Source organism: Thermaerobacter sp. FW80, assembly GCF_004634385.1.
In the GTDB taxonomy this organism is placed as follows: Bacteria; Bacillota; Sulfobacillia; order Thermaerobacterales; family Thermaerobacteraceae; genus Thermaerobacter; species Thermaerobacter composti.
On the sequence record NZ_CP037895.1, the window covers coordinates 2,182,923 to 2,196,114 of the forward strand.

Annotated in this window: 12 protein-coding genes; 5 read left to right on the forward strand and 7 right to left on the reverse strand. The window is 75.9% G+C overall.

Annotation, left to right across the window (positions count from 1 at the left end; genetic code table 11):
• Positions 1-6: 6 nt before the first annotated feature.
• On the forward strand, positions 7-960 hold the full coding sequence (gene miaA, locus E1B22_RS09045; protein ID WP_135225387.1) for a tRNA (adenosine(37)-N6)-dimethylallyltransferase MiaA: 954 nt from the start codon (positions 7-9) through the stop codon (positions 958-960).
• 384 nt (positions 961-1,344) lie between these two features.
• Here miaA and E1B22_RS09050 read toward each other — a convergent pair whose 3' ends face one another.
• From E1B22_RS09050 to E1B22_RS09065, 4 genes are all read right to left on the reverse strand, one after another.
• Complete coding sequence (locus tag E1B22_RS09050; RefSeq protein WP_135225388.1) at positions 1,345-1,746, reverse strand: hypothetical protein; 402 nt, start codon at positions 1,744-1,746, stop codon at positions 1,345-1,347.
• A 4-nt stretch (positions 1,747-1,750) separates the two neighbouring features.
• On the reverse strand, positions 1,751-2,590 hold the full coding sequence (locus tag E1B22_RS09055) for a hypothetical protein (protein ID WP_135225389.1): 840 nt from the start codon (positions 2,588-2,590) through the stop codon (positions 1,751-1,753).
• Positions 2,591-2,865: 275 nt separating this feature from the next.
• On the reverse strand, positions 2,866-3,471 hold the full coding sequence (locus E1B22_RS09060; RefSeq protein ID WP_135225390.1) for a GTPase domain-containing protein: 606 nt from the start codon (positions 3,469-3,471) through the stop codon (positions 2,866-2,868).
• Positions 3,468-4,520 carry an AAA family ATPase gene (locus E1B22_RS09065; RefSeq protein ID WP_135225391.1) on the reverse strand — a complete coding sequence of 351 codons (1,053 nt, stop codon included), beginning with the start codon at positions 4,518-4,520 and terminating at the stop codon, positions 3,468-3,470. Before E1B22_RS09065 ends, E1B22_RS09060 begins: the two co-directional genes overlap by 4 nt.
• A 328-nt stretch (positions 4,521-4,848) precedes the next feature.
• Here E1B22_RS09065 and hflX point away from each other — a divergent pair, with 328 nt between their 5' ends.
• The gene (gene hflX, locus E1B22_RS09070) at positions 4,849-6,348 is read left to right on the forward strand and encodes a GTPase HflX (protein WP_243123287.1); all 1,500 of its coding nucleotides are present in this window, start codon (positions 4,849-4,851) and stop codon (positions 6,346-6,348) included.
• Between the two features lie 130 nt (positions 6,349-6,478).
• Complete coding sequence (locus tag E1B22_RS09075; protein WP_243123288.1) at positions 6,479-7,030, forward strand: DUF456 domain-containing protein; 552 nt, start codon at positions 6,479-6,481, stop codon at positions 7,028-7,030.
• 259 nt (positions 7,031-7,289) lie between these two features.
• On the opposite strand, the gene lexA is transcribed toward E1B22_RS09075, so the two are convergent.
• Positions 7,290-7,904 (reverse strand): transcriptional repressor LexA, encoded by a 615-nt coding sequence (gene lexA, locus E1B22_RS09080; protein ID WP_371413464.1) that lies wholly within the window; start codon positions 7,902-7,904, stop codon positions 7,290-7,292.
• Positions 7,905-8,379: 475 nt separating this feature from the next.
• On the opposite strand from lexA, the gene E1B22_RS09085 reads away from it, so the two are divergent.
• Positions 8,380-9,027, forward strand: a complete 648-nt coding sequence (locus E1B22_RS09085; protein ID WP_135225393.1) for a LysM peptidoglycan-binding domain-containing protein — start codon at positions 8,380-8,382, stop codon at positions 9,025-9,027.
• A gap of 363 nt (positions 9,028-9,390) precedes the next feature.
• On the opposite strand, the gene E1B22_RS09090 is transcribed toward E1B22_RS09085, so the two are convergent.
• Positions 9,391-10,200 (reverse strand): enoyl-CoA hydratase/isomerase family protein, encoded by an 810-nt coding sequence (locus E1B22_RS09090; protein ID WP_135225394.1) that lies wholly within the window; start codon positions 10,198-10,200, stop codon positions 9,391-9,393.
• A gap of 289 nt (positions 10,201-10,489) precedes the next feature.
• Positions 10,490-11,455 (reverse strand): zinc-dependent alcohol dehydrogenase family protein, encoded by a 966-nt coding sequence (locus E1B22_RS09095; protein ID WP_207669859.1) that lies wholly within the window; start codon positions 11,453-11,455, stop codon positions 10,490-10,492.
• A gap of 264 nt (positions 11,456-11,719) precedes the next feature.
• Here E1B22_RS09095 and E1B22_RS09100 point away from each other — a divergent pair, with 264 nt between their 5' ends.
• Positions 11,720-13,159, forward strand: a complete 1,440-nt coding sequence (locus E1B22_RS09100) for an MFS transporter (protein WP_135225395.1) — start codon at positions 11,720-11,722, stop codon at positions 13,157-13,159.
• The last annotated feature ends 33 nt before the right edge of the window (positions 13,160-13,192 follow it).

Consider the following 13,192-nt stretch of genomic DNA (forward strand, 5'->3'; position numbering starts at 1 on the left):
TCCGGCGTGGACCCCTCGCCGGCACCGCCCCTGATCGTCATCGTCGGGCCGACGGCCGTCGGGAAGACGGAGCTCTCGCTGCTGCTGGCTGAGCTGCTGCCGGTGGAGGTGGTGTCGGCCGACTCCACCCAGGTGTATCGCGGTCTCGACATCGGCACCGACAAGGTGGACCCGGCGGTGCGGCGCCGGATCCCCCACCACCTGATCGACATCCGCGACCCGGACGAACCCTACAGCGTGGCCGACTTCCGGCGGGACGCCGCGGCCGCCATCGCGGACATCCGCAGCCGGGGGCGCTTCCCCGTGCTGGTGGGCGGCACGGGGTACTACGTGACCGCCCTGCTCTTCGGGTACGAGTTCCAGCCGGTTCGTCCCGATCCGGCGCTGCGCCGGCGGCTGGAGGAGGCCTACGAGCGGCTGGGGCCCGAGGCCCTGCACCGGCAGCTGGCGGCCGTCGACCCCCAGCGGGCGGCGGCGATCCACCCCCATGACCGCAAGCGCCTGGTGCGGGCGCTGGAGATCTGGCATCAGACGGGCCAGCCGCCGAGCCGGTTCGTCCCGTCCCGGCGCGCGTCGCCGGCCTTCGACGCCCGGCTGTACGGCCTGACCGACCACCGGCAGCGGGTGTACCGCGCCATCGCCGCCCGGGTCGACCGGCAGCTGGCCCGGGGGCTCGTGGACGAGGTCCGGCGGCTGCTGGCGGCGGGCTACGGGCCCGAGCTGCCGGCGATGCAGGCGCTGGGCTACAAGGAGATCGTCGGGTACCTCCGGGGCGAGTACGACCTCGCCGAGGCGCGCCGGCGGCTGATCCGCAACACCCGTCGCTACGCCAAGCGCCAGTGGACCTGGTTTCGCCACCAGCTGCCGGGCGTGCGCTGGTTCCACCGCTCCCAGTGGTCGCTGCCCGCCATCGCGCGGGCCATCGCCGAGGAGGTGCGGGGGGAGCGGGGGGGAGGGTGACGGTGGAGCCCACCGTCCGCACCCGGTAGTCGGTCCCTTCCGTGGTGCGAGGGGAGGGTGACGGCGGCGCGCCGCCCCGGCGGCGCGCCCGCGGCTGGGGGCCGGGGGCCGCGGGCGACGCCGGCCGCCAAGTGGTCCGTGGTCTCGATGGGGCCGGGCGTCCAGCGCCTTGGCCGTGCTCCAGCCTGGCGAGGGCGGGGCGGTCTGCGGTCCCGAACCGGCCGGGCGTACAGCGGCTCGGCGTTCCCGTGCCCGAGCGTGGCGAGGGCGCAGCGGCCCGCGGCCTCGAGGCGGCCGGGCGTCCGCGGTGGCCGGCGCCGAGGCCCGAGGGTGGCGCCGACCGGGGGTGGGCGGGTCGGGCGGGCGCTCGGCACGGCCCCGGCGTCATGGGCGAACCGGGCCGCCGGGCCTGTCGGCCTCGGGATCCGCGGGATCCGGCGCCGCCCGGCCGCCCGCACGCCGCGCCGGCGCCCGCGGCCCCGGAGCTCGGCGCTGCGGGGCGACGTTGCCCTCCCGTGGGTGCCCGTCGCCGCCGGCCGGCGCGGCCCCGGGGTCGCCGTCGCAGACGGGGCAGGCGCCGCGGACCAGGGCCTCGGCGCGAAGGAGGAGGGGGGCCTCCGCCCGCCCCAGGCGGTATCCTTCCCGACGGCCCCGCCGCCGGCCGACGGCGTAGCCGAGGGCCACGGCGAAGAGCAGGGCGCCGACGGCCGCCGCCCATGCCGTGGGCCCCTCCGGGCCCGCCGGCCGCGGGGCGGCGGCCATGCCCGCGGCGACCCATTCGGCCATGGTCTCACCCCTCCGGACGATGGCCCGGTGCGCTGGGGTCGGCGACGGGTGCGGCGGCGCCCTGCGGTGGGGGCTCCGCGACCCCGCCCGGGGCAGCTCCCGGGGCGTCCGGCCCGGCCCGCCCGGGGCCGCCCCGCCGCCCCAGCAGGCCGGCGGCCAGGGCCACGGCGCCCGTGGCGGCGGCCCGCACGGGATCCCAGGTCGCGGCCAGCCACCCCAGGGCGAGGGCGGTCAAGAGGGCTTCGCCGGGGCCCAGGCGGACGGCCCAGTTGCGCCGCGGCCCCGCCGCGGCCCCGACCCCGGGCGAGCCGGGCAACCCGGGCCGGACCGCCGCGGGCCGCCGTCCCGGCCCCCCGCCCCCCGCCGCGCCCAGGGCGCCCGGCGATCCGACCCCCTCGCGGCGCAGGTCGACCCAGTCGTCCAGCATCTGCACCGCGCCGATCAGGGCCAGAGCGGCCAGGGCGTCGGGCACACCTGCCGTCAGGACCGCCAGCGCCACCGCCAGGGCCGTCTCCTGCCACGCCCGCAGGCCGAGGGGGAGCCGCTGGCCGGCCCCGTGGGCCATGCCCCAGGCGTAGCTGGCCCAGAACAGCGACAGGGCGTCCCGCGGCGAGAGGGCGGCGGCCAGTGCGAAGGCGGCGAGGGCGTACGCGACCGCGGCGCCGCCGAGGGGGACCGCGACGTTCGGCTGGCCGGTGACGGCGTCCTCCTGCTGGTCGAGGACGTCGTCCATCAGCTTGACCGCGATCCCCGTGGCGACGACGGCCAGCACCCGGGCGGCCACGGGAGGCGCCCCCGGCGGCAACCACCCCGATGCGAGCCACCGCCCGAGCTCGGCCGTCATGTCCCCACCCCCGCCATGCCCCCACCCTCCCCGCGCCCCGACCCTCCTGGGAGGGACGGGGCGTCCCGCCGGCCTCCGCAACCCGCCGCGACCGCCGTCCCGCGCCCGTGCCCGGTGACCGGGGCCGGGCGGCAGTCACCGGGTGCCGGGCGGGGGCGCCCCGGACCGTCGCCGCCTCGCGCCGCCCGACTCCCCCGCAGCCCTCCCGGCCGGGGCCGGCCGCAGCCCTCCCGGCCGGCGGCGCCCGAAGGCGGCCCGGGGTGCGGGCCGCGTCCTCACACGTACCGGGCCACGAACCGCCGCACCTCGCGGAACCCCGTCCGCTTCAGCGCCGAGATGGGGAACACGGGCCGCCCGTGGAAGACCCGGCGGATGGTGACGAGGCCCGCCGCGGCCGCGGGCAGGTCCATCTTGTTGGCCAGGACGGCGTAGGGCGCCCGCAGGGGCAGGTAGCGGGCGATCTGGACCTCCACCTGGGCGATGGCCGCCCGCCCCTGGCGTCCGACGCGGTCGGCGTCGACCACGTGCAGGACCGCGTCCGCCAGGCGCAGCGCCCGGAGGGTCTGCGCCACCGCGAGGCGCACGTGCCGGTCCTCGTCGATGCCGTCCACCAGCCCTGTGGAGTCCGTCAGCACGACGACCCGGGCCCGCTTGCGGGCGGGCAGCGACACCGCCAGCGACTGCAGGCCGCGGGTGGTGTGGGGCTCGTCCCCCACCAGCAGCGGCCGGTCGCGCTCCACGTGGCAGGACCGGGTGAAGGTCCCGCCTTCCGCCGCCTGCACCGTCATCTCCGCCCGCTCGACCCCGAGATAGCGCGCGAAGTTCAGCAGGAAGAGGGTCTTGCCGGCGTTGGCCTGACCGATGATCAGGGCCGTCCTCACGGCCACCCCTCCCCGCGGCCGGGGGCCGGGTCGAAGTCCGCCGCGGTCAGGCGCATGAGCTCTTCCCGCCCGGCGCCGGGGCGCTCCAGCAGCCGCACCGCCTGCCGCCGGATGGCCCGTTCGATCAGGTTGCGCACGGTGCGGGCGTTGCCCGAGCGCTCGCCGAAGCCGGGCGGCAGGGCGAGCAGGATCTCCCGCAGGCGCTGCTCCGCGCCGGCATCCAGCACGTACTGGCGCTGCCCCGCCATCTGGTGGGCGATGGCCACCAGCTCCTCCACCGTGTAGTCCGGGAAGGTCAGGTGGATGGGGAATCGGGAGCGGAGGCCCGGGTTGGTCTGGAGGAACCAGGCCATCTCCTGCCGGTACCCCGCCAGGATCACCACCAGGCGCTGCCGGTGATCCTCCATCTGCTTGACCAGGGTGTCGATGGCCTCCTTGCCGAAGTCCTTCTCGCCGCCCCGGGCCAGGGAGTAGGCCTCGTCGATGAACAGCACCCCGCCCAGGGCCTGGTGGATGACGTGGCGGGTCTTCTGCGCCGTGTGGCCGATGTACTCGCCCACCAGATCCGCCCGTTCCACCTCCACCAGGTGGCCCTTCTCCAGGACGCCCAGGGCCCGGAGCAGTCGGGCCAGGATCCGGGCCACGGTGGTCTTGCCGGTGCCGGGGTTGCCGGTAAAGACCATATGCAGCGTCAGGGGTTCGTTGATCAGGCCGACCCGGGAGCGGCGCTCGCGCACCGTGACGTAGGCGCGGATCTCCCGGATCACCCGCTTGACGTGATGGAGGCCGATGAGGGCGTCCAGGTCGGCCAGGGCCGCCTCGATCTCCCGCTCGCGCTGCCGTTCGTCCTCGGTGACCGGCGGCGCCGGTTCCCGCTCGAGCCGATGCAGGTAGTCCACCGCCTGGGGCGGCGCGATGCGCCCCTCCTCGATCCAGCGCAGGACCTCGTCGGGCGACGACGGTTGCGGCGGCCGCCGCGGCAGCTGTCCGTCCCGGCGCGGTGGCATCCGTCCGTCCCGGGAGGGGTGGGGGAGCACGACGCGTTCCATGGAACCACCTCCGGCCGGCATCGTTCCAGTCTATTCCCCGGCAGGCCCACCGGTGCGGGACGGCGCCGGGGGCGCGGCGGGCGACGGGCCGCCGCGGGAGGGTCCGCGGGGGCGGTGGTAGAATGGCGATGGGACGCGGCCCGCGGTCCGCGGCACGGGGCCGGGCGGCGGCACGCCGAGGTGCCGGCGCCGGGCGCCGGGAGGCGATGCGGCCCGGCGAGGGCCGCGAGGCGCCGCCAGCCCGCCAGCGGGACGAACGCGGCCGCGCCCTGGGCGGTCCCGCATGCCCGCCGCCGGGAGGTGGCCCATGGGACGAGGACGCGAGCCGATGGAATCCGCCGGTGAGGAGGCCAGAGAGCCCATGGCGCCGGGCGCGCCTGCGACGTCGGCCGTTCCTGCGGCGTCGGCCGCGGCGGCGGCCGGGCCCCAGGACCCCCGAACGGCCCAGGAGCGCCGCGGCCCCGAGCGCGCCTTGCTGGTCGGCGTCGCCTGGGGGCGAGGGGGACGGCTGTCCTTCGACGAGCGGATGGAGGAACTGCGCGAGCTGGCCCGGTCGGCCGGCGCGGAGGTGGTGGGGGAGATCCGACAGCGCCGCGGTCGACCGGACCCCGCCACCCTGATCGGCCCCGGCAAGGTCCAGGAGGTGGCCGAGGCGCGACGCCGGCTGGAGGCCGACGTGATCATCTTCGACCGCAACCTGACCCCGGCGCAGCAGCGCAACCTGGAGCGGGCCATCGGCGGCAAGGTGATCGACCGGACCCAGTTGATCCTGGACATCTTCGCCGCCCGCGCCCGCACCCGCGAGGGGCAGCTCCAGGTGGAGCTGGCCCAGCTCCAGTACCTGCTGCCGCGCCTGGTGGGCATGGGCGAGGCGCTGTCCCGGCTGGGCGGCGGCATCGGGACCCGCGGTCCCGGCGAGACCCGCCTCGAGGTGGACCGGCGGCGCATCCGCGGGCGCATCGCCGAGCTGCGGCGCATGCTGTCCGAGGTGCGTCGCCACCGCGCCGTGCAACGCCGGGGGCGCCGGCGGGCGGGGATCCCGGTGGTGGCCCTGGTCGGCTACACCAACGCCGGCAAGACCACACTGCACGCCGCCCTGGTGCGGCGCTTCGGGGAGGCCGCCGGCCCCGTGACGGCGGGCCGGGATCGCCTGTTCGACACCCTGGATCCCACGGTGCGGCGGGTCGTCTGGCCCGGCGTGGGTCCCGTCCTGGTGGCGGACACCGTCGGGTTCATCCACGACCTGCCGCCGCAGCTGATCGCTGCCTTCCGCGCCACGCTGGAAGAGGTGCTGGACGCCGACCTCCTGCTCCACGTGGTCGACGCCTCCCAGCCCCGCTGGCCGGTGGACGTGGAGACGGTGGAAGCCATCCTCGACGACCTCGGCGCGCGGCAACCCCGGCTCCTGGTGATGAACAAGATGGACCGGGTGCCGGGCTGGGGACCCGAGGCGAACCGGCCACCCGCCGACGGTCCCGTGGGTGGCGACGGCCGGGATGCGCCGGGGGCCGGCCGGGATGCCGGTGCGGTCCGCCTGTCCGCGCGCACCGGCGAGGGGCTGGAGGCCCTGGCCGCGGCGGTCGCCGCCCTCCTCGAGCGGGGACGGTGGCGCGTGACGGTGTGGGTGCCCTACCGTCGCCCGGATCTGAGGGCGCGCATCCACGCCGCCGGCTCCGTCCTGGCGGAGGAACCCGGCCCCGACGGGTGGGCGGTGACGGCGCTCCTCCCGGAGGCGGAGGTGGGTCGGCTGGAGCGGTCCGGCTGCCGCCTCGTAACCGCCGCCGGCACCGCCGCCGGCGCCGCGGCCGGGGCGGAGGCCTCCTCGTGACGCGGGCGCCGGGGCCGCCGGGCGAGCGCACCGCGGGGGACATCCGGCTGCGTCGGCCCGGCGGACGCCCGGCGGCGCCGGCCCGAACGTCCATGGGGCCACGGGTTCACGGCGGAAGGGAGGCGGCCCGGTGGGAGCGACGTCCATGCGGCCGGGGGAAGCGGGCTGGTTCGCGGCGGCGATCGGGGCGGATCCCGGCGGGGCGCCCTGGTGGCTGGGCGCCCTGGCCTCGCTGGGCATCGTGGTGGGCCTGCTGGGTACGCTGGTCCCCGTGCTGCCCGGCCTGCCGCTGGTGTTCGTCTCCATCGCCGGCTACGCCGTCGCGACGGGCTTTCGCGTCATCTCCGCGACGGCTTTGGGCGTCATGCTCGTCGCCACCGTGGCGGGGATGGCCCTGGAGTACGGCCTCGGCCCCGCCGCCGCCCGGCGGCGGGGTGCCAGCCGAGCCGCCTTCTGGGCCGCCATTCTGGGGGGCCTCGTCGGGGGCGTCACCTTCCCGCCCTGGGGCATCGTCCTCGGCCCGCTGGCCGGGGCGGTCCTGGGGGAGCTGCTGAGCGGCCGTACGTGGCAGCAGGCGCTGGCCGCGGGCTGGACCACGGTGGTGGGCCTGCTGGTGGGCTTGCTGCTGGAGCTGGGCATCGGGCTGGCGATGGCGATCTACTTCTGGACGCGCGTGTTCTGAAGGTGGACGCGCGTTCGGATTCTGAAGGGCGTGCCGGAAACCGTACGCACCGCGGCGGAGCGGCGGGCGCCATAGGCCGAGAAGGGCGCCGTTGGCCGGCAAGGTGGCAAGTCAGGCCGGCAAGGGGGCAAGTCAAGACGCCGCTTGCGCCAAGCCCACCCCCGCAGCGCCCGAGCCCGGTCCCCGACCGCGCCCTGTCCCAGCCGGGACCCGTCCCCGACCGCACCCGTCGGCCGAGCAGGGGCTCCACGGGCTCGGCTCATGCCATCCGGCGGAGCAGCGCCACCACCTTTCCCAGGACGCGGACGTCGCGGACCCGGATGGGCTCCATCGCCGGATTCTCCGGCTGCAGCCGGATGCCGTCGCGCTCGCGGTAGAAGCGCTTGACCGTCGCCTCGTCGTCCAGCAACGCGACGACGATGTCGCCGTCCTCGGCGGTGTCCTGGCGGCGCACGATCACGTAGTCCCCGTCCAGGATGCCGGCACCGATCATGCTGTCGCCCCGGATGCGAAGGGCGAAGACCTCGCCTTCCGGCAGGAGGTCGGAGGGGAGGGGGAGGACGTCCTCGATGTTCTCCACCGCGAGGATCGGCCGACCCGCCGTCACCTGACCGACCAGGGGCACCGCCACGGTGCGCGTCCGCACGCCAGCCTCGCCGCGCACCTCGATGGCCCGCGGCTTCGTGGGATCTCGTCGGATGTAGCCCTTGCGCTCCAGTTGGGCGAGATAGGTGTGGACCGTCGAGGTGCTCTTCAAGCCGACCGCCTCGCCGATCTCGCGCACCGACGGCGGGTAGCCCCGCTCGCGCACGGACGCCTTGATGAACTCCAGGATCTCCCGCTGACGGCGGGTGAGTTCCTCCAACGCCGGCACCTCCTGCTATGGCCATCCGTCGCGCCGGCCGGGAGCCGGATCCCAGCGAGGGCCCTCGCCACGGGCCCCATGGGTCCTCGCCAGGGCCGGGCCGCCTCCTCGGTGCCCCCGACCGCCCCGCACGGTTGGTCCCCCGGAGCCGGGCCGGCCCGTCGGGGGACGTCGGGCGCCGCTAGCAGGCCGAGGAAGCGGGCCGACTGCCGAATACGGGACGAATATAGGTTCTGCAAACAGGCGTTCCATCCGGGTATTCGGGGCCGCCGGCCCGATTCCTCCTACGCCCGGCTCGATTCCTGCTGCGCCCGTCGCGTTGCTGCACCCTGCGCCCGTCGCGTCGCGCAGCCGCCACGGCTGCCCACCCCGGACCGCCGGCCTCCCTTCCAAAGCGTGACGAGGGAAGGCTTGACGAGGGAACACACGTTCCCTATCATGGGGGCATCGGCAAAACGGGTGTTCGGTCGAGGGAGGGGACGGCATGCTGGTGGGTCGGGCGCAGGTGCGGTGGGCGGACCGGGTGACCCGGGGGTCGGTCCGTTCGGAGGGCCGGGGGATGCGGACGAACGCGGCGCCGACCGGCAAGACCGAGGCCTTCGGCCCCGGCGGTGGCGGAGAAGGCGTCGACCGCCTTCGCCGGCGCGCCATGCAAGCGCCGGCGGTACGGCGGCGTCGGTACCGCTGGCGGCCGACGCGGCGCCCGGCGATGGTCGGCCTGGTGCTGATCCTCCTGCTGCTCGGGGCGCTGGGGCGGGAGAGCGAGCCGTCCAGCACGGCGCCGGTGCCGACGCCGATGGCGGCGGCCCGACTCGCCCGAGACGCGGGGCCCGCGTCCCGGATGGACCTGGCTGCCGGCATCGCGGCTGCGGGAGCCGCAGCAGGCGGTGACGAGGCCGCGGCCTCGCCGGTTCGCGGCCTGGGGGCGGTGGATCGCGTGGACGGTGACGGGGCCGTGCAGGTGGTGGTTCGTCCCGGGGACACCCTGTGGGAGGTGGCGCAACGGCTCGGCCGACCGGGTCGCGATCCCCGCGAGGGCGTGGCGGCGATCATGGAGGCCAGCGGCCTGTCCACGGCGGCGCTGCGGCCGGGGATGGTGCTGACGGTGCCGGCCGACTGGGTCGGCCGCTGACCGCCGGATCGAAGCCGGCGGCCGGTGGCAGCCGCCGGCCGCCGGCCGCTGCCGCGGGCCGCCGTCGGCCGCCGTGCACCGTTGGCGGGCAGCGGTCCGCCCGTGAGTCCGCAGCGGTCCCCAAAGTGCGCAGCCCTAAGTTCGCATAAGTAGCATTATGTTAACTAACGCGTGGCGAGCCGACCTCCTCGCGCACGGCCGCCCTGGGTCGTGGGCCTTCGAGGGCACCCGCCACCCAGCCGACCGGCCGGCGCTGTTCATCAGCCTCGCCAAGCTGGTAAGCCGGAGCCGCTGGCCTTGGCCACCGGCGTTGGATCCGCGCGGCGCCGCGGCGCGGGGAGCCAACGTTACAGCGGCGACCCCCTACAGCGGCGACTCGGATCCGAACCGCGGCGGCCGCTTGGCGCGCAGCGAGGCCAGCCCTTCTTCGGCGTCCGGCAGCGTGAAGCCCAAGAACTCCAGGGCTGTGGACGTGTCGAAGATCGGGCCGGCCCACCGCAACCAGTTGTTGAGCGCGTACTTGGTCCAGCGGAGGGCCGTCGGGCTGCCCTCGGCCAGACGTCGGGCGATGGACAGGGCGGCCTCCCGGGCCTGCCCGTCGTCGACACAGAGCGACACCAGGCCCATGCGTTCGGCCTGCTCCCCCGTCAGCGGTTCGTTGAGGAGCAGGTGGTACTTGGCCTTGGCCATGCCGATCAGCAGCGGCCAGATGATGGCGGCGTGGTCGCCCGCGGCCACGCCCAGGCGGACGTGGCCGTCCAGCAGCCGGGCGCTGCGGGCCGCGACGGAGATGTCGGCGAGCAGCGCCACGGCAAGACCCGCGCCCACCGCCGGGCCCTCGATGGCGGAGACGATGGGCTTGGAGCAGTCGATCACGTTGTAGACCAGGTCGCGGGCCTCCTTCCACACCCGCACCCGCGTCTTCGGGTCCTGGATGATGGCCTCCACGAGGCGGAAGTCGCCGCCGGCAGAAAAGGCCTTCCCGGCACCCCGGACCAGGACCACGCGCACCGCGGGGTCTTCGTCCAGGTCGCGCCAGATCCGGGTCAGCTCCGAATGGGTTTCGGCATCGACCGAATTGAGGGTCTCCGGCCGCTCGAGCACCACCTCGAGGATCCCGGGCTCCGCCCAGGCCAGCCGCAGCCGTCCATACCGCGCCCACCACGCCGACATGGACCCTTCCCCTCCCCGCCCGTTCGTCCGCCGAATGCCGTCGGCGCCGCGCGCGAGCCGTCGACCCGGCAAGTCGCCACGATAGGAAAAAGGACGGGGAGGAGTTCGGCCACCCGGTGGCCGAACTCCTCCCATCCCCCTCGACCTCGCGATGCCCGGCTCCTCCCCGCCGTCGCCCCGCGAATGGGCTCGGAGTCTCGCTTGCGGCCCGCGGGCCCCCTCACGGATCACGGTCGCGGAAACGCCGGCTGGTGCCCTCGCACGTCCGTCCCGCGACGTCCCAGGGGGCTCAGGGGCGCACCCGCAGGACGATCTTGCCGCGAACGCCCCCCTCCTCCAGCCGGCGATGGGCCTCGGCCACCTCCTCGAGGGGCAGGACGCCGTCCAGGGCGGGGCGCAATTGGCCGCCCTCGATCAGGGTCCGCAGTGCGTCCAGCTTGTACCGGGCCCGCTCGAGGAAGAGGCCGTGGATCGTCAGGTTCCGGAAGTAGGCCGGGCCCAGGTTGACCTGCCCGCCCAGGATGCTCACCACGCGGCCGTGGGGCCGGGTGACCTCGAAGCTCCGGCCCAACACGTCGCCGCCCACCGTATCCAGCACCAGGTCGACGCCCCGGCCGTTCGTCTCCCTTTGGACGACCTCGACGAAGTCCTGGTTGCGGTAGTCGATGACGCGATCGGCCCCGAGGGACCGGACGAACTCCATGTTCTCGGCCCGGGCCGTGGCGTAGACGAAGGCGCCCGCGGCCTTGGCGATCTGCACGGCGAAGTGGCCCACCCCGCCGGCGGCACCGTGGATCAACACGGTCTCCCCGACCCGCAGCCCGCCGCGGGTGATCAGGGCATCCCACGCCGTGCCGCCGGCCAGCGGCACCGCCGCCGCTTCCGTGTGGGACAGGTTCTCCGGCTTGCGGGCGACGATCTCCTGCCGGGCCACGTGGTATTGCGCGTAGCTCCCCGGCCGCCCGCCGAAGATCTCCGGCGTGTAGTAGACCTCGTCGCCCTCCTTGAAGTCCGTCACGCCGGGACCCACGGCCGCCACGACCCCGGAGACATCGTAGCCGATGATGGCCGGCGGCTGGACGCCTGCCCACGTGCCGTTGCGCCGGATCTTGTAGTCCACGGGGTTGACCGAGGAGGCATGGACCTCGACCAGGACCTCTCCCGGTCCCGGCTCCGGGATCGGCACCTCCCGTTCCTCGAAGACCTCGGGCCCGCCGAAGGAACGGATGAACATCGCCTTCATGGTAGCGGCCATGATCTTCCCCCCTGCTCCGCTCTCCGGGTTGCCGACGCCTTGAGGCCCGGACGAGGGGGGCGGACGACCCGGAGGATCGTGCCCCACCCGTCGCCGGAGGCCTGGCCCGGCCCATCCCGCGGCCCACGCCCCGGTTCCCCGGCGATGGGCCCCTCCCACCGCGTATCCCATCGCCGGCAGCGTCGTCAAGGGATGGCCACCGCCCGCCGAGCCCTGGCAGGAGCAGGCCTTCCCCCTGAGGAAATCCCAGGGCGGAAAGGGGCGATGGCTACGAAGACCGGCGGACCCCCGCGGACCGGCGGCACCGGCGGCGAACCCGGCGCCGGGCTCGACCGCCGGCCCCAGCGGCGATCGGGGCGCCGGGCCGGACCGGCCGATGGCAGGCCCGACGCACCGGGGGCTCCACGCAATCGCTGGCTGCTTCTCGCCCTGGCCACCCTCCAGCAGGCGGGGCTCACCGCCGTGCGGTTCGGCATCCCCGTGGTGGCTCCCTTCGTCCGGGCCGACCTGGGGCTCTCCCTGTCCACCACGGGGATGGTCCTCGGCGCCTTCGACCTGGGCGCCCTGCTCACCTTCTACCTGACCGGCCGGCTGACCGATCGCTATGGCGAACGGCGGGTCATGGCCGCCGGGGCGGTCTTGACGGGTGTGGTCACCGCGGCCGCGGCCCTGGCGGGCCGCGGCCTGGGCGCGCTGCTGGCCCTGTTGGTCCTGGCGGGGACCGGCTTCCCGTCCAGCCAGGTGGCGGGCAGCCACGCCGTCGTCAGCTGGTTTCCCGTCCGCGAGCGCGGCCTGGCCATGGGCATCCGCCAGGCGGGCCTGCCGGCGGGCGGGTTCGCAGCCGCATTGCTGCTCCCCGGCCTGGCCAGCGGGTGGGGCTGGCGGGCCGCGCTCCTGGTGGCCGCCCTGGCCTGTGCGGCCAGCGGGGTGCTGGTCGGGCTGGTTCTTCCCCGGGACGAACCCGGCGCCACCCGCGGGGCCACGGCGGACGCCGGCGCGCCCACCACCGCCGGCGGGACGGGCGGCGGCCGGAGCCAGCGGGAGCCGGCGGACGCCGGCGGGAGGGCCCTGGTCGGGTGGTTCCTCCGGCAGGCGCCCCTGGTGTGGGTGACCCTCGTCGCGTGTCTCCTGGCGGCCGTCCAGTTCTGCCTGACGGGCTACCTCCCCCTCTTCATGGAGGACGTCTTCCGCTGGTCGCCGGGGGCGGCGGGGCGGCTCCTGCTGGTGGTCCACCTGGGCGGGATGCTGGGGCGGCTCGCCTGGGGATGGGCGTCGGATCGGCGGTTCGCGGGGGAGCGGACGCGGCCCATGGCTGGGGCGGCCTGGACGGGGCTGGTGGTCGCCACCCTGCTCGCCCTCGTGGCGCTGGTGGGACGCCCGGAGGGGGGTGCCGCGGCGGCAGGGGCGATGGTGGTCCTGGCGGCCCTCGGCGGCTTCGGTTGCCTGGGCTGGAACGGGCTCTACACCACCGTGGTGGCGGAGTGCGCCGGGCGGCGGTCGGCGCCGGCGCTGGGCATGAGCATGACGGTGCTGTACGTCTTCACCATGCTGGCCCCGCCGCTGTTCGGCCGCGTGGTCGACGCCGCCGGCCACTACGCGGTGGCCTGGGGCCTGGCGGGCTGCCTGCAGATCCTCGGCCTCGGGGCGATCCGCGGCCTCGCCCGCGCCCTGAGGGGGCACCGACCGCCGGTGGCCGTGGCCTGAGGCATGGATGGAGCACCGTCAGCGCTGGCCCGC